Source organism: Streptomyces sp. NBC_00620 (assembly GCF_026341825.1).
Classification (GTDB): domain Bacteria; phylum Actinomycetota; class Actinomycetes; order Streptomycetales; family Streptomycetaceae; genus Streptomyces.
Genome location: NZ_JAPENY010000003.1, coordinates 1,064,765 through 1,082,195 on the forward strand (window position 1 = coordinate 1,064,765; position 17,431 = coordinate 1,082,195).

Consider the following 17,431-nt stretch of genomic DNA (forward strand, 5'->3'; position numbering starts at 1 on the left):
CGCTGCATGATGTGCGCCGACGCCCCCTGCCGATTCGGAGACCGCACGTGCCCAGCCAGAAAGCGCTCATACGCCGGCCCAGCCCCCGCCTCGCCGAGGGGCTGGTGACGCACATCGAGCGCGAGAAGGTGGACGTCGACCTGGCGGTCGAGCAGTGGGAGGCGTACGCGGAGGCCCTGCGTACGCACGGCTGGGAGACCGTCGAGGTGGATCCGGCCGACGACTGCCCGGACTCCGTGTTCGTCGAGGACACCGTGGTCGTCTTCCGCAACGTCGCGCTGATCGCCCGCCCCGGCGCCGAGTCCCGGCGCGGCGAGACCGCCGGGGTCGAGGAGGCCGTGGCCCGTCTGGGCTGCTCGGTGAACTGGATCTGGCCCCCGGGCACCCTGGACGGCGGTGACATCCTGAAGGTCGGCGACACCGTGTACGTGGGCCGGGGCGGTCGCACCAACGCGGCCGGGGTCCAGCAGCTGCGGGCGGCGCTCGAACCGCTCGGGGCCCGGGTCGTCGCCGTACCGGTGAGCAAGGTGCTGCATCTGAAGTCCGCGGTGACGGCGCTGCCGGACGGGACGGTGATCGGCCACATCCCCGAGGTGGACACGCCTTCGCTGTTCCCGCGCTTCCTGCCGGTACCGGAGGAGTCCGGTGCGCACGTGGTACTGCTCGGCGGCGGAAAGCTGCTGATGGCGTCGAGCGCCCCGAAGACCGCGGAGCTGTTCGCGGACCTCGGCCATGAACCCGTTCTCGTGGACATCAGCGAGTTCGAAAAGCTCGAAGGCTGTGTGACATGCCTCTCGGTCCGGCTTCGGGATCTGTACGTCTGAACGGGTGATCGAGTCGCCCGTTCGGCCCCGTGAACTGCGGGTCCGAAGCCGGTTCGAACGAGTGCCGAAGGGTACTCGATCTCCAACGGAGACCCCTGCTGATCAGGGGGTCTTTACACAGTGCTTAACCTACGGTTTCGTAACCTACGGATACGTAGCCTACGATGCCGTAGGTTTCAAAACCGCTCAGCACCGCTCAACCCTCCCGTCCCCCTGGAGCCCCCGTGACGATCACTTCTCCCCACCTCGGCAGCCCGTCCTCCGACTGGACCGACGCTCGGCTGCTGTATGCGCTGGAGGAAGTGGTCGAGACGGAGCTCAACCGCCACCTCAAGGTGACCAAGGACTGGATGCCGCACGAGTACGTGCCGTGGAGCGACGCCCGTAACTTCCCCGGCTTCTTCGAGGACGGCGAGGCCTGGGGCAAGGAGCAGTCCAAGGTCACCGAGATCGGCCGGATCGCGCTGGTCGTCAACCTCCTCACCGAGGACAACCTGCCGAGCTATCACCACGAGATCGCCTCCCTCTTCGGCCGTGACGGCGCCTGGGGCACCTGGGTGCACCGCTGGACCGCGGAGGAGGGCCGCCACGGCATCGTGATGCGCGACTACCTGCTCGCCTCGCGCGCCGTGGACCCCGACCAGCTCGAAGCGTTCCGCATGATGCACATGAGTGAGGGCTTCGAGTCGGACAACCGCCACTCGATGCTGCACTCCGTCGCGTACGTCGCCTTCCAGGAGCTGGCGACCCGTGTCTCGCACCGCAACACCGGTCACCAGTCGGGCGACCCGGTCTGCGACCGCATGCTGGCGCGCATCGCGACCGACGAGAACCTGCACATGGTCTTCTACCGCAACCTCCTGAAGGCCTCGTTCGAGCTGGCCCCCGACCTCACCATGCAGGCCGTGCGTGACGTCGTCGTCAACTTCCGGATGCCCGGACACGGCATGCCCGGCTTCGAGCGTGCCGCCGCGCAGATGGCCATCGGCGAGGTCTACAACATGCGCATCCACCACGACGATGTGCTGCGGCCGGTACTGCGCCACCTGCGGGTCCTGGAGATGGAGGGCTTCGGCCCCGAGGGCCTGCGCGCCCAGGAGGAGCTCGGTCTCTACATGAACGGCCTGGACTCGGAAGCCTCGAAGTTCGACGAGAAGCTCGCGGCCCGCAAGGCCCGCATGGCAGCCCGCGCCGCCGGCTGACACCCCGCGCCTCCCGGACACCCTCCGGAGGTCACCTCACTCGTACGCCGTCACCTGGTCCAACGCCGCGTCCCGCACGTCGGCCACCGGGTGGCGGCGCAGTGCTCTCAGCTGCTCCCGCCAGGGCGCGGCCCAGCCCGTGCGGGTGCCGATCGCCCCGGTGAGGGCCGCTGCGAGCAGTCCCTCGCCGTGACCGCCGTGCGCGGTCAGCCGCCGGGCCATGTCGAGCAGCACTTGAGGATCACCTTCGTGCGCCTGTCCCCGTCCCCGCAGCCGCGTCGCGAGTTCCGCGGCCGTCCGGGCCCCGAGGGCCGGGCGGCCTTCGGTGAGCGCGGCCAGGCGGTCAAGGCCGCCCGGTTCCGCGTCCAGGTCCAGGTGGAACACCGTGATCGCGGCGGCCTGGGGCACGAAGGCGTCGTACCCGGCGAGCAGCTCGCCCGCGGCGAGGGCCGCGGGCCGGATGGGCCCCGGGGCCGTCCTCGCGTGCTCGGCCAGGCGGGCGACGAGGTACTCGACGCGTTGTCGAGCGGGGCGGTCACGGCGCTCGCCGGCTTCGGGGCCGGGTACGGGCACGGGTCCGGCTTCGGCATCGGCCTCCGCTCCGGCCCAGGCCCCCGCTCCGGCTCCGGCTCCGGCTCCGGCTCCGGCTCCGGCGTAACCGAGTGTTTCTGTGCTGGTGACAGTCCCGGTGTGCTCTTGGGTAGGCGGAACCTCGCGCTCCACGGCATCGGCGGAGTCGATCACCTCTGCTGAGGGAACGGTCCCGGCGAGGTCCGAGGCCGGACGAACGTCACGCTGTGCGTCACCGCCTGCGGACTCCGTATCCGACCGCCGCACTCCCCCGCCGGCAACCGCGTAGCGCGCCTCCGCCTCGGCGAGGGTCCGCAGCGCCTGCTGGAGGCCCACGCCACCCCGTGGCGAGCCGGCCGCCGCGGTCACCAGGCCGTTGGCCGCGGCACGCCAGCTCGTGCGTTCCGTCAGGTCGGTGGTGGCTTCGGCGAGGACCGTGGGGGCGTCCGAGGACCAGGGCGCCCAGCTCGCGAGCGCGTCGAAGGCGAGAGTGGCTGTCTGCGGGTCGTCGGTGGAGCAGACGTCGCGGATCAGGCGGGCGTAGCGCTCGCGAGCGGGTTCAGGCAGGTCCAGGGGCGATGTCCGCAGGACGGCGGTGCGGAGTACGGACTCGGCGCCGGCGGCGTCGCGCAGCAGGTCCCAGACCGGTTCCTCGGAGAGCAGCACGCCCGCGACGGCGACGCAGGCGGCACGGACGTCGAGGTGGGCGCCGGGTGCCGCGTACGCCTGTGTCACCAGCTCCGCCGCCCGCGGTAACGGGAGCCGTACGGCGGCGAGCCGGGCGGCCTCCTTCCGGCTGGTCACCTTGGCGTCCGGCGCCAGCAGCAGGGCGCGCAGCTGCTCGGCCAGCCGCGACGGCGCCGCGTACCGGGACGCCTGCGTGGCCGCGTACACGGCGACACGGGCGCGGTCACCACCCGCGTACGCCAGCAGTTCGGGCAGTGCCTCGGCGGGCCGGTCGGTGTCGGCGAGCGCGCCGAGGGCGGCCTCGGCGACCACCACCTCCGGGGAACCCGTCCAGCGGCGTACGAGATCGGCTCCTCGGCCTGGGATCAACGCGCACCGTGCGATCGCGGACGCCCGCTGGTACAGCGGCGATCCGGCATCCTCCGCCTCTGACGCCAACTGCCGGACCGCCGCCGCCTGTTGACGCGGCACCCAGCGCCGTACGTCCCGCCCGACGGGTGCGCTCCAGGTCGCGCCCTTGGTGAGGAAGCGCCCGTATGGCGGGGCGTCGGCCAGCAGCGGGTCGAGGAGATCGGTGCGGCGCCGGGTGACGACCTCGCGGACGGGCCACAGCGCGGCGGCGGAGGGTTCCAGCGCCAGGATCCGCGCCACCCGCTCGTCCCGCGTCGCGGGCGGCTCCAACCACAGGGCGACCGCCGTGCGCGCGGTGGCGTCGTTGCCGTACCGGACGGCCTGCCACAGGAGTTGCTGCAGCTCGGGCATGCCCGCGGCGCGGCGCCCCACGGCGCGGGCGAGCGCGAAGGCGAGGCTGTAGTCGACCCTCTCGGCGCCTGCCTCGATCCAGGGGCTCAGCGCCTCGTACACCTGGTGCTCCTGGCCACGGAGCAGCGTCGCGTCGAGCCTGCCGAGGTCAGCACCTCCGGTGTTGCCGGATATCCGGACCAGGGTGCGCAACGCCCAGTTCACCAGATCCCGTTGCCCGCCCGCCGCATGCTCACGCAGGACGACGAGGGCCAGCCGGCTGAGGTTCTGCCGGGTGCCGGGCGAGGAGTCGCGGGCCTCGACGGCGTCCGTGGTGATGCGGTCGAGGTGCGGCTCGGCGTCCTCGGTGAACAGCGTGGGCCGGACTCCGCAGAGCGCGTGGAGCGCGGCCGAGCGCACCGGGTCCTGTTCGTTGCGCAGCCGCGCCATCTCCTCCAGTACGGCGGTGATCGCGGCGGGATCGCCGGAGCGTGCGGCATTGGCGATGAGCAACGGCCAGGCCTTGGCGCGGTCTTCGGCGGCCGGGCGCCGGGTGGCCTCGACGAGCCGCTCGCGCACCTCGGTGACGGGCAGGAAGGAATCGGCGAGCAGCAGGGTGTCCCACAGGGCGCCGCGTTCACGGGCGACGGCGGCCATTCGCCGGGCCTCCTCGGCGACACAACTGCGCGGCAGCACTTCGAGCATGACCGCGTCGACGGTGACGGGTCCGGCTCCGTCGAGGGTGGCAGGTCCCGCTCCCCGGCCCTCGTGTGCGGCCCGGTAGAAGGCGTGCCGCTGGGCCGGCGGCAGCGCTTTCACGAGCGGCGCGAGTTCGCCCCACCCGGCCAGGATCTGTCCGCACGCGGCGAGTTCGGGTGCGCCGGAGCGGGCCAGCCGGCGCAGTACGGCGGGACTCAGGGCCCTGCCGCGCAGCGCGGCGAGTCCGGCCGGAGTGAGCAGCAGCCTCAGCAGTCGGCCCGGTTCGGCCGACGCGAACTCGCCGAAGCGGTCACGGAGTTGGTGCGGCAGGGTTGCGGGTGGCCCGAAACGTTCCAGCAGGTCGAACACCCGGAGCGGCTCCACTGCGACCGTGGCGGCCACGCCCCGCGCGTACCGGTCCCACCAGGTTTCGCGCAGCCCCTCGGGCAGCGTGCTCAACTCCCGTTCAGCGACGTCGAGAAGGGCGCCGGGGTGCCGTTCGGCGAGTGCCTTCCAACCGGTGACGGCGTGGAAGAGTTCGGGCAGCAGCCTGGCGACCGTCTCCGGCGCGCAGCCGGGCAGCAGCCGCGCCGCCTCCGCATCGCCCCATTCCCGCCGCAGCGCGTCCACCAGCCGGTCGGCGAGCGCGGTGCGCCGCCCCGCGACGATCGCGCGCAGCAGCTCTCTGCGGACCACCTCCGGGGCGTCGTCGAGCGCCGACTCGTAGGCGAAGTCCGGCACTTGGAGACTGTCGGCGACGCGCAGCGCATGGCCGCGTACGAACGCGTCCGGGTCTGCGATGCGCTCCGCGATCCACTCGTCGTCCCGGCCGACCGACGCCGCGACGACGGCGATCCCGCGCTCGTAGGGACCGCGTGCTTCGAGTGCTTCCAGCACCGGCCGCAACTGGTCCATCTCCCTGACCCGCAGGGCGAGTTCACGCATACGCTGCGGATGAGCGAGCGGATCGAGGGCGTTCAGCAAACTCTCGGCGCGCTGCTGCGGGGTGCGGGTCATGCCGGGGATTGTGCCTGCTCGGGACAGCACGGCGGACCGATTTCCCGGTGCGGACCCGGGCGCGCCTGCGGCATCATTCGGCCATGCATGACAACAGCACGACAGAACGGGCGGTCGAGTTCCTGCTCGGTCTGATCGAGGCCGAAGCGGCCGAGCGGGCACGGCAGCGGATGGGACTGCGACCGTTCCAGAGCAAGCAGCGGACAGGCCTGCGGTCGTTCCTGGGCAGGAAGTCCGAGGAGGACGAGCAGTCCGAGGACTCCTTGGACGCGCGCCGCAAGCTGTACTCCCGGTGGACGCAGACACCCGTGCCGTGCTCCGTGCTGCTGTGGGTTCTGGAGGAGGACGATCCGGAGCTGAACGCCATCGTGTGGCGGCACATGAACGCGGACGACGCGATGCGCCGGGCCATCGCGAGGGGAATCCCGTACGGCGCCGACCGCACGACCCCCGTACCGTTGACGCATCCCCTGAGCCGCAGCCAAGAGCCGCCGGTTCCCGAGCACTTCACCAAGTACGGGCTCATCGGCGCGCTGCGGGCGTCCACGTCCATGGCTCCGGCCAGGAGCGCGGGATCCATGGTCCTGGGAGCCGCCGACTGGCAGGCGGTCACAGAAGCAGATCAGGAGCATCCGCTGCCCGGCTATGCGCGCTGGGTCCTGGCCGTACGCCCCGACTGCCCGCCCGCTCTGCGCGCCCAGTTCGGCTCGCACGCGAAGTTCACTCACCGGGTGCGGCAGGCCGGCGTCATCGACAGCGCCGCGCAGTACGCGCTGTCCTGGAACCCCGCCGCCCAGGTGCTGCAAGTGCTGTCCCTTGGCCGGACGATGTTCCCGTCCCGCGTCGGGGAGGCCGAGGACGCGCTACGGCCGCTCGTGCGCGACCACTTGGGCGACCGCGAGGAGGCCTGGGCCGTACTCGCCCAGCTGATCGGGACCTACCACCGGACGATCCCGGAACTGGTGATCACGGCGGGGGCGATTGCCTGAGGGCGTTGTCCGAACGCTCTGGGATCCTTCTCCCGTACGGCAGATGGGGGGCGGGGCGGCTGGATTCGAACCAGCGTGTTCTGGTTTTGGAGACCGGTGCGCCTGCCTCTGCGCTACGGCCCCGCCCTTGGGGCCGAGCGTAATGCCTTGGCCCGATGTCAGTCGCACCTGGTACCAAGGAGGCAATGGGGGAGACACGACACGGGGGCGGGTCATGGCGTATGGAGTGCGGGGACGGCATCGCCCCGTGGTCGATCTGGCGGACCGCAGGGCGCTGGAGCGGTACCGCCCGGCCGATGCCGAGGTCATGGAGCAGGCGCGGCGGCTCAAGGAGGCCGCGCTGCTGGACTTCGGGCTGACGGAGTCGGCGGTGGCCTCCTGGCTGTACGCGAAGTGCCACCACCAGCTGGCGACCACGGCCGTGGACACGGCGGCGGTGGTGGCCTCGGGCGACGGCTCCTGCCTGCTGCTCTACAACCCGGACTTCTTCGTACGACTCGGCCTGGACGGCGTGAAGTTCGTGCTGTTCCACGAGGCCCGGCACCTGGTGCAGCGGCATCTGTTCGCCGACCCCGAGCTGCGTGCGGACCCCGTCTTCGAGGTAGCCACCGAGGTGTCCATCAACCATGTGGCGCTGGTGCGGCTCGGCCGGGAGGAAATGCCGCTCCTCGACGGCCGTCCGACGGGCATCGATCCACGCAAGGTCCACGAGGCGTACAGAGAGGATCTGCTCGGGCAGGGGCTGGAGCCGGTCACGTACGGCGAGTTCACCGAGACCGATCTGACGGTGTACGGCGAGCTGAAGAGGATGCGACAGCCGCCCGTGCCCGTGCGGCCGTCGTGCGCGCATCTGACGTCCGACGTGCCCGCCGACCAGGAGACCGTCGCCGAGGTGACCTCCTCCGCGCTGCTCAACTCTCTGCTCGCGGCCCGCCGTGGGCATGCCGGCGCCGAGCAGGAGCTGCTTGACCTGATGGGCCGTACCGAGGGCGCCTCGGCACGTGCCGCGAAGATCTGGGGGCAGCTGGGCGCCGGGATGCTGCGCGGCGAGACCACGCGGACGCGGACGGTCGACTGGTGGCAGCGCTGGCTGGTGGACGTGCTCGGTTCGAAGCTGCGTGACGGCGAGCGGCTGGTGTACCCGAAGAAGCGGGGCGCGCTGCTCGCGGCGCTCGGCCAGGACCCGATGCTGTCGCGCCGCGGCCCGGTGCGCGACAAGGTGCTCGTCATCGCGTACGACACCTCGGGCTCCATGCCGCACCGGGTGATCGAGTGGCTCACCGAACTCGTCGGACGGATCGACGGGGTCGAGGCGCACTGGCTGTCCTTCGACACCGTGGTGATGCCCTTCGCGGCGGGCGAACGCGTGTACGGCGGAGGCGGCACGAGCTTCCAGGCCGTCGCGGACTACGTGGAGGGGCGCACCGAGGTGAACGGCCGCCTCTGCGAGGCGAGTCCGGACGCCGTGGTCATGCTCACCGACGGATACGCCCCACCGATCACGCCGGCCGAGCCCGACAAGTGGATCTGGCTGATCACCGAGGGCGGTCATGAATGGCCCGAGACCCATACACCGGCCATGGACTGTCATCGCGTCACCACGGGATCGCGGTAACCCATCAACTCAGCACAGGATCAGGACGGATGACGACCGCCACCAACCCCAGGCCCAACTCACGGCCCAGCCCCAGCGGCGGCACCCCGCCCGCGCCCTCCCGGCTCGAGTCGTTCATCGACGCGATGATCGACATGGGGCAGACGGGTCAGATCTTCGGCGAGCACGGCATCGGAAAGACGGCGACGTTCTTCTCGCACGTGGCACGCAGCCGCCCCGACGCCACGCTGGTCTACGTGCCGGCGGCCAACCTCACACCGGACGACCTGCTGGTCAACGCTCCGGTACGGGACCCTCGGACCGGCGAACTCGTGCTGCGCCAGCTCGTGATGAGCCAGCTCAAGCCCGGCACCCCCTTCGTGCTGCTCATCGACGACTCGCTCCAGGCGGGCGAGACGATCCAGTCGCAGCTGATGCAGATCGCCTGCGACTGGACGCTCGGCGAGCACGATCTGCGCGCCCTGGGCTGCGTCGGCGTCTTCCTCACCGACAACGAGTCGCTGGCCGAGACCTCGGCGCGGCGCAGCGACCTCGCGCTCCTCGACCGCATGGTCACGATTCGGATCTCGGCGAACGACACCTCGTGGCGGAGCCAGCTGGCCGCCAAGTACCGGGAGTGGGACCTGAATCCGGTCTTCTCCCTGTGGGCGTCCCTCTCCCCCACGCTCCGCGAGCTGCTGTCGCCGCGCACCCTGGACCACGTCCTGGCGAACGCCCGCGAGGGTTTCCCACTGCGCTGGGGCCTGCCCCTGGTGGGCGGCGACCGGCTGCGCCTCGTCGAGCCCCGCCCGGACGTCAAGCCGGGGCAGAACCGTACGGCCGAGATCCTGGACCGGATCGCCGAGTACCTGGGCGTGTCCAATCCGGCGGCTATTCCCGATCCCGTACGCCAGGTGGTGCGAGCCGCACTGCGCAATCGCTGGACGGTGCTGCTCCAGGGCCCGCCGGGCTGCGGCAAGACGGAGCTCGTACGGGAGACGGTGCGCGACGCCCTTGGCCGGCCGCCGCTGTACTTCTCGCTGCCGGTGACCAACGTCGAGGACCTGTGCGCCCCGATCCCGTCGGCGGACGGCACCCTGGACAACCTGCTCGCGGCGAACTTCACCGGTCCCGAGCCGAAGGCGATCGTCTGGGACGAGTACAACCGGCCCAAGGACAAGGCGGCGTTCGCCAAACTGATGGAGATCACCCAGGAGTGGTCCCTCGCGGGGCGGCGGATCGAGAACCTGCGCGCGCAGATAGCCGTCCAGAATCCGCCCTACCACCTCGGCCGCAAGCTCCTGGTGTCCCGGAACAACATCGCCCAGGCGACCCGCTTCACGGCCTCGCTGACGGTCGATCCCGAGGACATCCCGGCCAACGAGTGGCTGCTCGCACGGTACGGCTCGGATGCCGAGACCGTCCTCGAGTGGTGGAAGCACGACATCGACGACGACGGCCGCGCCTGGATCACCAAGCGGACCCTGGAGCGGCTCATCAAGCTGCACCGGCGCGGGCTGCCGCTGGAGATGGGAACGGTCTACCTCGGCGACGGCGAGTACGCCCCCGTGCCGCTGACAGCCCTCATCGACCGGCTGCGCGGACGCCCCGTGACCGGCCTGCGCGAGCTCGCCCGCGAGGCGGACACCTGGGAGGCCCGGCTGCGCCGAGCGGCCGAGCACTCCGACGAGGGCGCCGACGACAGCGACGTGGTCCACCAGATCCTCGCCAACGCCGAACTGTCCCAGCTGAAGAAGCACCGGAAGGTGGTCGCCCGACTGGTGGCCCTACTGCCGCCGAAGCTACGGGCGACGTACCTGGTGGGGGCGACAGAGGGGCAGCAGCGATTCTGGACGGAGATATTCGTGGGGATGCGGCGCTGATCTTTCAGCCCGTCCGGCGTTTGAGGACGAGCGCGTCAGCGCGATGCGGGGGTCTGGGGGCGGCAGTCCCCAGGAACAAGGGAAGGGTAGGGGCGGAGGGGGCGAAAAACCCACCGCCTCACCCCCCACTCACCACTCCGCCACCCGGTAGTCCTTGAGGAACACCCCGGACACAGGCGCCCCCGCTTCCCCCCGCACGATCGGGTCGTACACCCTAGCCGCCCCGTCCACGATGTCCAAGGGCGTACGAAACCCGGCCCCCGCCATCCGCTCCTTCTTAGGAGCGGGGTTCTCATCAGTGATCCACCCGGTGTCCACGGCACACATGTGCACCCCCAACTCCGCGAGTTCACCGGCACTGGTACGCGTGAGCATGTTCAGCGCGGCCTTGGCCATGTTGGTGTGCGGATGCCCGGCCGTCTTATTACGGACGGCGAAGCGCCCCTCGACGGCCGTCACGTTGACGACATACCGGCGCGGGTGCGGCGAGGCGAGCAGCAGCGGCAGCAACCGGTCGCAGAGCAGGGCCGGGGCGAGCGCGTTGACCAACTGGGTCTCCAGCACCTCGGCAGGGTCCAGTTCACCCAGCCGGGCGGACCACGAGTTCTCCGGCGAGGGGTCGGGCAGCAGCCCGGCCTCGTCGGCCTCGTGAAGCATCACGGGCAGCGCGGAGGCACCGCCGCCCTCCAACGCCCGCATCGGCGTGAACCCGGGTGCATGCCGGGCGCCTTCGGGCAGTTCGGCGTACTCCCCCGCGGCCAGCACGGCGTACGACTCGGCAGGCCGCCGCACCGTCTGCGCCGCGTTGTTCACCAGGATGTCGAGCGGCTCACCCTCCTGCCTCAACTGCTCACACAGACCGAGGACTTGACGCGGATCCCGCAGATCCACAGCCAGCACGGTCAGCCGGTCCAGCCACTTCTCACTGCCCGCCTCGGCACGGAACCGGCGCACGGTGTCGTGCGGAAACCGGCTTGTGACCAGGAGTTCGACGCCGTCGCGCAGCATCATCAGGGCCAGCTGGAAGCCAATCTTGACCCTGCCGCCGGTGAGCAGGGCGCGGCGACCACTCAGGTCGGTGCTGAGCGCACGCCGGGCGGTGTTGTCGGCGGCGCAGTCCGGACACAGCCGGTGATAGAAGGAGTCGACCTGTCGATAGGGCGTCTTGCAGACGTAGCACGCACGCGGCTTCGCGAAGACACCCTGCGCGCCGGGCGTGTCCAGGGGCGCGTCCTCCCGCCGGTCGAGCGCGCCCGTCGCGGTCGCGGCCATCGCGGCCGCATCGGCCACGGTCACCTCGGCGCCGCGCGTCTTCCGCCGGCGCAACCGCCCGTCGCGCGCGAAGGATGCGGCGACCTGCTCGGCCCGCAGTCGCACGGGGTCGTCGACGGGCAGTGCCCGCAGCTTCCCGACCGTACGGTGGAAAGCCGCCAGTTCCTCCTCGGTGATCCCGTCGCCGTCGGCCATGCGTCCCGCCCCCCGCGTGTTGCTGGTGTTCTCGGTGGGCCCGGCCGGATTCGAACCGGCGTATCCGCCCTGACAAGGCGGTGAGTCTGCCTCTGCTCTACAGGCCCCCGCGTGATCCGGGCGACCGGATTCGAACCGGCGTGTTCGCCTGAGCAAGGCGGTGCGCCTGCCTCTGCGCTACGCCCGGACGCGCCCCCGGATCCTAACCGCACGCCCGTCGGGCCGCCGCATCGATTTACGGCGCCCTCCTGCGGTGCAACGGTTCTGTGCGGCGGCGTACTTCCATCCACTGCGCCTGCACATGGGCAGCAAGCTGGGCGACGATGTGGACCGCGCGGAACGCTTCACGCTCGACAGGATGTACGCGCACTTTCGTGACGGGCGGCTACCGTCACGAGGCGGCCTGGAACGCGTACGGGCCTTATCTGACCATGCAGTTGGCGCACGCGTATCTGCTGGCCGGTGATCCGGCGCGGATGGACGCGCTGCTCGACTGGGTGCTCGGCGCGGCATTCCCGGAGACCGCGGGACGGGCGGCGGCGCTGAGCGCGTGGAACGAGCAGCGTGCCTTCCCCGTCGCCTCGGACTTCGCCGAAGTCCCGTCCCGGCACTGGTACATGGGCGACATCCCGCACGGCTCGGCGGCGGCCGAGTACCTGCTGCTGATCCGCGACATCCTCTTCTTCGAGGCCGACGAGGACCGCGATCCGCACGTCTACATCGCGCCGGGGGCGCCCGGACTGAGCGCCGGCGGCGAACGAGTGGCGGTGGACGCGGCGCCCACGATATTCGGGGAGCCGTTCGGGTACCGGTTCACGCACAATCCGGACCAGCGGACGTTGACGGTGGACATCACGCAGGCGCCGCAGCGGGTGCGGTTCGTCCATCCGTGCCGGTTCGGCGCGGTGCGGTGCGGTCGGCGTCCGCGGACGGACGGGAGCTGCCGGTGACGGGGAACGACGTACAAGCTCCGGCCAGGACATGGCAGTTGACGGTGTCGTACGACTGAGGGACCAGCTGACGAACCCGGTCAGTTCTGGTCCGCGCGCCGGAGGCTGAGCCGTTCCTTCTCGGAGAGGCCGCCCCAGACTCCGAAGCGCTCGTCGTTGTTCAGGGCGTACTCGAGGCAGGCGGAGCGCATCGCGCACATACCGCAGATGCGCTTCGCTTCCCGGACCGAACTGCCCGGCTCGGGAAAGAAGAACTCGGCCCCGGTCTGCGCGCACAGCGCCTGGTCCTGCCAGGCGATGTCGGGCGGGGTGATGGTGTCGGTGTGCATGGCGAGGATCGTGCCGCCCGACGAAAAACGTTCGATCAATGACTCATCAACGCCGTGTCAATCCGGTGCCTACAGGCGCCACGACATCCGTGATGATGGCCCGGCGGGGGCAGGGCCCGCACGGCGGCGCGCGGCACGGTCGCCGAGTTTTCCCGGCGGCCGTGCCCGCCCCGCCCGCCCCCAAGTCCTGGGGCCGGCCGTCAGCCGTGCTGCGGCGCGCTCTTGATCACCGCGAAGCGTGCCCCGTACGGGTCGGCGAGCTTGGCGATGCGGCCCACGCCCTCCACGTCGATGGCGGGCATGCGGACCTTGCCGCCCAGTTCCTGGGTCTTGGCGACCGTGGCGTCCGCGTCCTCGACCTCGAAATACGGCAGCCAGTACGAGCCTGTCTCCACCTCGATCGGGTCGTCGGCCAGCGGGACCACACCGCCGAACATGTCCTCTTCCCCGGCACCCGCGGGGTTGATACAGGTGTACGTGCCACCAGGGAACGGCTGGGCCGAGGTCTCCCAGCCGAACACTGAGTTGTAGAAGACGGCCGACAAGGCGATGTCCTGGGTGTAGAGCTCGACCCAGCACAGCGAGCCGGGGTCCCCTGCCACGTCGATGCCCTTGAGCTGGTCCGGCTGCCAGATACCGAAGGGCACTCCCGCCTGGTCGGCCAGGATCGCCATGCGGCCCTCGCTCATCACGTCCATGGGCTGCATCAGCACCGAGCCCTTGGCCTGCTCGGTCGACTTGGCCGTGGCGTCCGCGTCGGGGGTCTGGAAATAGACGGTCCAGGAGGGCGGGCCCTGGTCCGGAGTGGTCTGCATACCGCCCGCCGCCGACTTTCCGGCGAGTTGGAAGAAGCCGTAGCCGCCGGATTCGGACCCTGCGGACTGGAACTGCCAGCCGAAGAGGCCTCCGTAGAAGGTGGTGGCGCCTTCGATGTCGGGTGTGCCGAGATCGACCCAGTTCGGAGCGCCGGTGACAAAACGGGTGGTGAGCATAATGCCCTCCTTTGAGGGGTCCCGTTGCCTGCACCGCCGAGTCTTCCACCGCCCACTGACAATCGCTGGCGGAGCCGCCACCTAGAATTCCCGGATGTTCTCTCGGCGCCGGGCACAGAAGCGACAGGAGCTCCTCCTCACCCTCTCCGAGCGGCTCAGGTCGCCCGACTCCACGGTCCGCGAGAAGGCCTCCGCCGAGGTCGCCGAGACGCGTGACCTGGAGTGGGCGCTGCGCGAACTGGCCCAGGCGCTCGATCACGAACCGTCACTGGACGCCTTCGTGGCGGCGACCGGAGCGTTCTCCGACGCGCTATGCCGGGATGAAGCACTCCGGGGGCGCGCGGTGCGGGTCTTCGCGCGGAACCTGGACGATCCCGAGGGCGTCCTGCGTGAGTGGACGGCACTGGTCGCGGAGCTGGGTGGAGCGCCGGCCCTGGAGGTGATCGACGCGGACCTCCGGCACGACGCCCGCCTGCGCCTCGAGGCCTTGCGGAAGCAGGGCTGGACGCCGGAGGGACTGCCCGGGGTCCAACCGGGAACATTTATATTCGAACTGCAATTCGGTATTGCCGTCTCAGCCATCCATGCCGCCGTACGCCGCGGATCGCCACTCTCCGAAGAAGACGCGCAGCTCACCCGCGTGGAAGCACGAGCCGTGTTCAAGAAGGCGCTGCCGCACCCTCGGGGCAGCACGGAAGGCGCCGATCAGCTCATGCCGCTGGCCGCGCTGCCCGACGAGGACTCGTGGTCGGACCGCGCCCGGACCGGTCTTCGCGTCGATGAGGCGCTCTCGCTCTGCGGGAGCGGCGAAGAGGACCTGGTGGCGTTGGGTATGGAGGTGCTGGGCTGTCTGGTGACGCTGCACGACGGGATCCGGCGGGACCGCGTGCGCGAAACCCTGGACGATCTCGCCTCGCGGGACCAGGAGCCGTTCACGCTCGGCGAGATCCTGGACTGCTACAGCCTCATGCACGCGGAGCTCCCGCTGCCCGACCCGCCGTTGAATCTCTTCCTGGACAAGGTCCGGCACCCGGCCGCCCAGGTCCGCAGCTCCGCGGCCCTCGGGCTCTCGCATCTCGCCCCGGGGCACCCGAAGGAGGCCTCGGCGGTGGACGCCCTGGTCCGTCTGCTGGACGAGGACGTGGATGACGAGGTGCGGCAGTGTGCCGCCGGCGCGCTGCACCGGGGCGAGTACAGCAGCCAGGACAACGCGAGCGCCGCGTCCTCAGCCCTGGCCCGCCACGCCGACTCGGCCGTCCCCGCCATTCGCGCCCAGAGCCTGGCCGACCGGCTCGGCCAAGGCGCGCCGGACGCGTTCCCCAGACTGCTGACCGAGCTCGAACTCCCCGACCCGCACTGGCGGTTCATGCCGGTCGTCGCCCTCGCCGCCACGCGGACTTCGGACCCTCGGATGCCGCGCCCGATCCGCACCGCTCTGATCAAACGCGTCGCCCACCTGCAGAAGACCGGCTGGGCCGACCGGCACGCCGACCCCGTCCACCCCGACGCGCAGGACCGGGCGGAGCTGTTGGAGGACGCCTTGACGAACCTTCGCGCCTAGGGCCTGTCCGGCGGATCATGCCGGAGACGCGGGGTGGTGGCGGTGACGGGGCTGCCGAATCTGCGGCTGTCCCGGGTGGTCGGCTGAGACGCGGGTGGTCGGCCGAGAGCTGAGCGGGACCGGCCGCGCCCGGTACGGAAGCAGGGCCCGGACCGCGACACGCGGTCCGGGCCCTGCCCCGTGCGGTGCCGCCCGGCGGCGGCGGCGCGTCAGCTCTGTGCGGTGTCGTCGCCCGCCTGCGCGGCGCCCTCAGCTGCGCCTGTCTTCTCACGCATCTTGCGCACCAGCTCCGCCTTCTTGTCGGCTGCACTCTGGCGGTCGAGGTTGCGGTGCGGACCGTGGTTCTGCCGTTCGGCGCGGGACTGCTTCTTGCGCTGGCCGCCGCCCATGCCCACGGGGTTGTTGATGTTCTTGCTCACGGTCACGGGTTCTCCCGGTAGTGATGTGAAGTGATCTACGGATTCATCGGTGGGGGACGGGCGGCGACGTCGAACGACGTCAGCAGGGGCCCATCACGCTCTCACTCGTAAATCGGCGCCTGGAAGAACATGACAAGGACGTTACCCGGTTCCGTCGGCCCCGCACACCAACCTCTTCGCCGCCCCGGCGTCGGCGGGGCCTTCGGCGAGCGCCCGAGGTCAGCCTTTTCCTTCCGGGAATCTCAGCACCGCCGGCACCCGCCGGTGGTCGCCGCCCGGCCGGGGCAGGTCCAGATGGGCGTTACTGGGCCGCCTTTAGGAGTCCTCTCCGGCCGATCGATTCTGCCGCAGAAGCGTGTCCGGTGCACGGGCGACACCACGTCCCTACGCCGAAACGCGTCGCACCAGTGTCGTCGGCAGCACCACGCTGGACGGCGCGCCTCCCAGACCCGCCTCGCCGCCCCGGCGGTCGAGGCCGCGCAGCAGCAGCCTGGCCATCAACCGGCCCATTTCCTCTATGTCCTGACGGACCGTCGTAAGAGGCGGGTCCGTTTGTTCGGCGACCGGCAGCATGTCGTCGAAGCCGATCACGGCGACGTCCTCGGGCACCTGGCGCCCCTGGTCGCGCAGGACGCGCAGGGCGCCGGAGGCCGACAGGTCGTTCGCGACGAACACCGCGTCGATGTCGGGGCGGCGCTCCAGGAGCTCCCGCATCGCGCGCTCGCCACCCGCGGGCGTGAAGTCGCCCTCGGCGATGAGACCCGGGTCGCCGTCGACCATGACGTCCCGGAACCCGTCGAGCCGGTCCACCGCCGACGTCTGGTCGAGGGCGCCGGTGATGTGGGCGATGCGCGTACGCCCGAGCCCGACGAGGTGACGTACGGCCTCGCGGGCGCCGCCCCGGTTGTCGGAGTCGACGTAGACGGCCGATACGGCGTTCCGGGGAACGTCGCCCCAGCCGGGTCGCCCGCCGAACACGGTGGGCACGCCCGCGCCATGGATCAGGCCGGGCAGCGGGTCGTCGAGGTGCAGCGAGAACACGAGCGCGCCGTCGACATGGCCGCCGGCGAGATAGCGGCCGACGCGGGCGTGGTCGTCGCGGCCCTCTGTGAGCAGCAGCACGAGTTGCGAGTCGTGTGCCGTCAACTCCTTGCTGATGCCGCGGAGTTGGAGTGCGAAGAAGGGGTCCGCGAAGACCCTGGTCTCCGGTTCGGCGACCACGACGGCCACCGCGTCATGGCGCCGGGTGACGAGACTGCGGGCGGCCTGGTTGGGGACGTATCCCAGTTCTTCGACGGCCCGCCTGACTCGCTCGACGAGCGGTTCGCGCACCCCGTCGCCCCCGTTCACGACGCGCGACACGGTGGCCCGGGAGACCCCGGCCCGCGCGGCCACGGCCTCCAACGTGGGGCGCGACGCTGTCTCGGTCACCTCTGGGCACCTCCTCGACGGATGCCGATCAGGATAGCCGCGCCGCCGCCCACGTGTGAGAGCGCTCTCGGATCAC

Annotated in this window: 13 protein-coding genes and 3 tRNA genes; 7 read left to right on the forward strand and 9 right to left on the reverse strand. The window is 70.9% G+C overall.

Going from position 1 to position 17,431, the window contains the following annotated elements; translation table 11 throughout:
- The first annotated feature begins 47 nt into the window (after positions 1-47).
- Entirely contained in the window at positions 48-824 is a 777-nt protein-coding gene (ddaH, locus tag OG246_RS36060) for a dimethylargininase (protein ID WP_266472955.1), read from the forward strand.
- 224 nt (positions 825-1,048) lie between these two features.
- Positions 1,049-2,026 (forward strand): acyl-ACP desaturase, encoded by a 978-nt coding sequence (locus OG246_RS36065; protein ID WP_266472956.1) that lies wholly within the window; start codon positions 1,049-1,051, stop codon positions 2,024-2,026.
- Between the two features lie 36 nt (positions 2,027-2,062).
- Here OG246_RS36065 and OG246_RS36070 read toward each other — a convergent pair whose 3' ends face one another.
- A complete protein-coding gene (locus OG246_RS36070; RefSeq protein WP_266472957.1) occupies positions 2,063-5,740 on the reverse strand; it encodes a hypothetical protein in 3,678 nt (1,225 codons plus the stop codon).
- Between the two features lie 83 nt (positions 5,741-5,823).
- Between OG246_RS36070 and OG246_RS36075 the strand changes: the two genes are divergently transcribed.
- Positions 5,824-6,729: a hypothetical protein gene (locus OG246_RS36075; protein ID WP_266472958.1), complete on the forward strand. Its 906-nt coding sequence runs from the start codon at positions 5,824-5,826 to the stop codon at positions 6,727-6,729.
- A gap of 44 nt (positions 6,730-6,773) precedes the next feature.
- On the opposite strand, the gene OG246_RS36080 is transcribed toward OG246_RS36075, so the two are convergent.
- Positions 6,774-6,856, reverse strand: a tRNA-Trp gene (locus OG246_RS36080).
- 87 nt (positions 6,857-6,943) lie between these two features.
- Here OG246_RS36080 and OG246_RS36085 point away from each other — a divergent pair.
- Positions 6,944-8,344, forward strand: coding sequence for a hypothetical protein (locus OG246_RS36085; protein ID WP_266472959.1), 1,401 nt, complete (start codon positions 6,944-6,946; stop codon positions 8,342-8,344).
- Positions 8,345-8,469: 125 nt separating this feature from the next.
- Positions 8,470-10,206: an AAA family ATPase gene (locus OG246_RS36090; RefSeq protein ID WP_266474958.1), complete on the forward strand. Its 1,737-nt coding sequence runs from the start codon at positions 8,470-8,472 to the stop codon at positions 10,204-10,206.
- 129 nt (positions 10,207-10,335) lie between these two features.
- On the opposite strand, the gene OG246_RS36095 is transcribed toward OG246_RS36090, so the two are convergent.
- The 3 genes from OG246_RS36095 to OG246_RS36105 form a co-directional block, all read right to left on the reverse strand.
- The gene (locus OG246_RS36095) at positions 10,336-11,673 is read right to left on the reverse strand and encodes an SDR family NAD(P)-dependent oxidoreductase (RefSeq protein ID WP_266472960.1); all 1,338 of its coding nucleotides are present in this window, start codon (positions 11,671-11,673) and stop codon (positions 10,336-10,338) included.
- Positions 11,674-11,708: 35 nt separating this feature from the next.
- A tRNA-Asp gene (locus OG246_RS36100) sits at positions 11,709-11,780 on the reverse strand.
- Between the two features lie 8 nt (positions 11,781-11,788).
- Positions 11,789-11,860: transfer RNA gene (locus OG246_RS36105), tRNA-Ser, on the reverse strand.
- Between the two features lie 187 nt (positions 11,861-12,047).
- Between OG246_RS36105 and OG246_RS36110 the strand changes: the two genes are divergently transcribed.
- Positions 12,048-12,623: a hypothetical protein gene (locus OG246_RS36110; RefSeq protein ID WP_266472961.1), complete on the forward strand. Its 576-nt coding sequence runs from the start codon at positions 12,048-12,050 to the stop codon at positions 12,621-12,623.
- Positions 12,624-12,703: 80 nt separating this feature from the next.
- Here the strand turns inward: OG246_RS36110 and OG246_RS36115 are convergent, their stop codons facing one another.
- Together OG246_RS36115 and OG246_RS36120 are read right to left on the reverse strand one after the other, a co-directional pair.
- Positions 12,704-12,952, reverse strand: coding sequence for a WhiB family transcriptional regulator (locus tag OG246_RS36115; protein WP_266472962.1), 249 nt, complete (start codon positions 12,950-12,952; stop codon positions 12,704-12,706).
- 200 nt (positions 12,953-13,152) lie between these two features.
- The gene (locus tag OG246_RS36120; RefSeq protein ID WP_266472963.1) at positions 13,153-13,944 is read right to left on the reverse strand and encodes a VOC family protein; all 792 of its coding nucleotides are present in this window, start codon (positions 13,942-13,944) and stop codon (positions 13,153-13,155) included.
- A gap of 94 nt (positions 13,945-14,038) precedes the next feature.
- Between OG246_RS36120 and OG246_RS36125 the strand changes: the two genes are divergently transcribed.
- Positions 14,039-15,505, forward strand: coding sequence for a hypothetical protein (locus tag OG246_RS36125; protein ID WP_266472965.1), 1,467 nt, complete (start codon positions 14,039-14,041; stop codon positions 15,503-15,505).
- Between the two features lie 209 nt (positions 15,506-15,714).
- On the opposite strand, the gene OG246_RS36130 is transcribed toward OG246_RS36125, so the two are convergent.
- Both OG246_RS36130 and OG246_RS36135 read right to left on the reverse strand, forming a co-directional pair.
- Entirely contained in the window at positions 15,715-15,930 is a 216-nt protein-coding gene (locus OG246_RS36130) for a DUF6243 family protein (RefSeq protein ID WP_266472966.1), read from the reverse strand.
- A 378-nt stretch (positions 15,931-16,308) separates the two neighbouring features.
- Positions 16,309-17,355 (reverse strand): LacI family DNA-binding transcriptional regulator, encoded by a 1,047-nt coding sequence (locus OG246_RS36135; protein WP_266472968.1) that lies wholly within the window; start codon positions 17,353-17,355, stop codon positions 16,309-16,311.
- Positions 17,356-17,431 lie beyond the last annotated feature (76 nt).

Bases quoted from the DNA above. Each gene is read 5' to 3' on its own strand.
- OG246_RS36070 (WP_266472957.1), bottom strand. From the start codon at position 5,740: ATGACCCGCACCCCGCAGCAGCGCGCCGAGAGTTTGCTGAACGCCCTC.
- OG246_RS36075 (WP_266472958.1), top strand. From the start codon at position 5,824: ATGCATGACAACAGCACGACAGAACGGGCGGTCGAGTTCCTGCTCGGT.
- OG246_RS36085 (WP_266472959.1), top strand. From the start codon at position 6,944: ATGGCGTATGGAGTGCGGGGACGGCATCGCCCCGTGGTCGATCTGGCG.
- OG246_RS36090 (WP_266474958.1), top strand. From the start codon at position 8,470: ATGATCGACATGGGGCAGACGGGTCAGATCTTCGGCGAGCACGGCATC.
- OG246_RS36095 (WP_266472960.1), bottom strand. From the start codon at position 11,673: ATGGCCGACGGCGACGGGATCACCGAGGAGGAACTGGCGGCTTTCCAC.
- OG246_RS36115 (WP_266472962.1), bottom strand. From the start codon at position 12,952: ATGCACACCGACACCATCACCCCGCCCGACATCGCCTGGCAGGACCAG.
- OG246_RS36120 (WP_266472963.1), bottom strand. From the start codon at position 13,944: ATGCTCACCACCCGTTTTGTCACCGGCGCTCCGAACTGGGTCGATCTC.
- OG246_RS36125 (WP_266472965.1), top strand. From the start codon at position 14,039: ATGTTCTCTCGGCGCCGGGCACAGAAGCGACAGGAGCTCCTCCTCACC.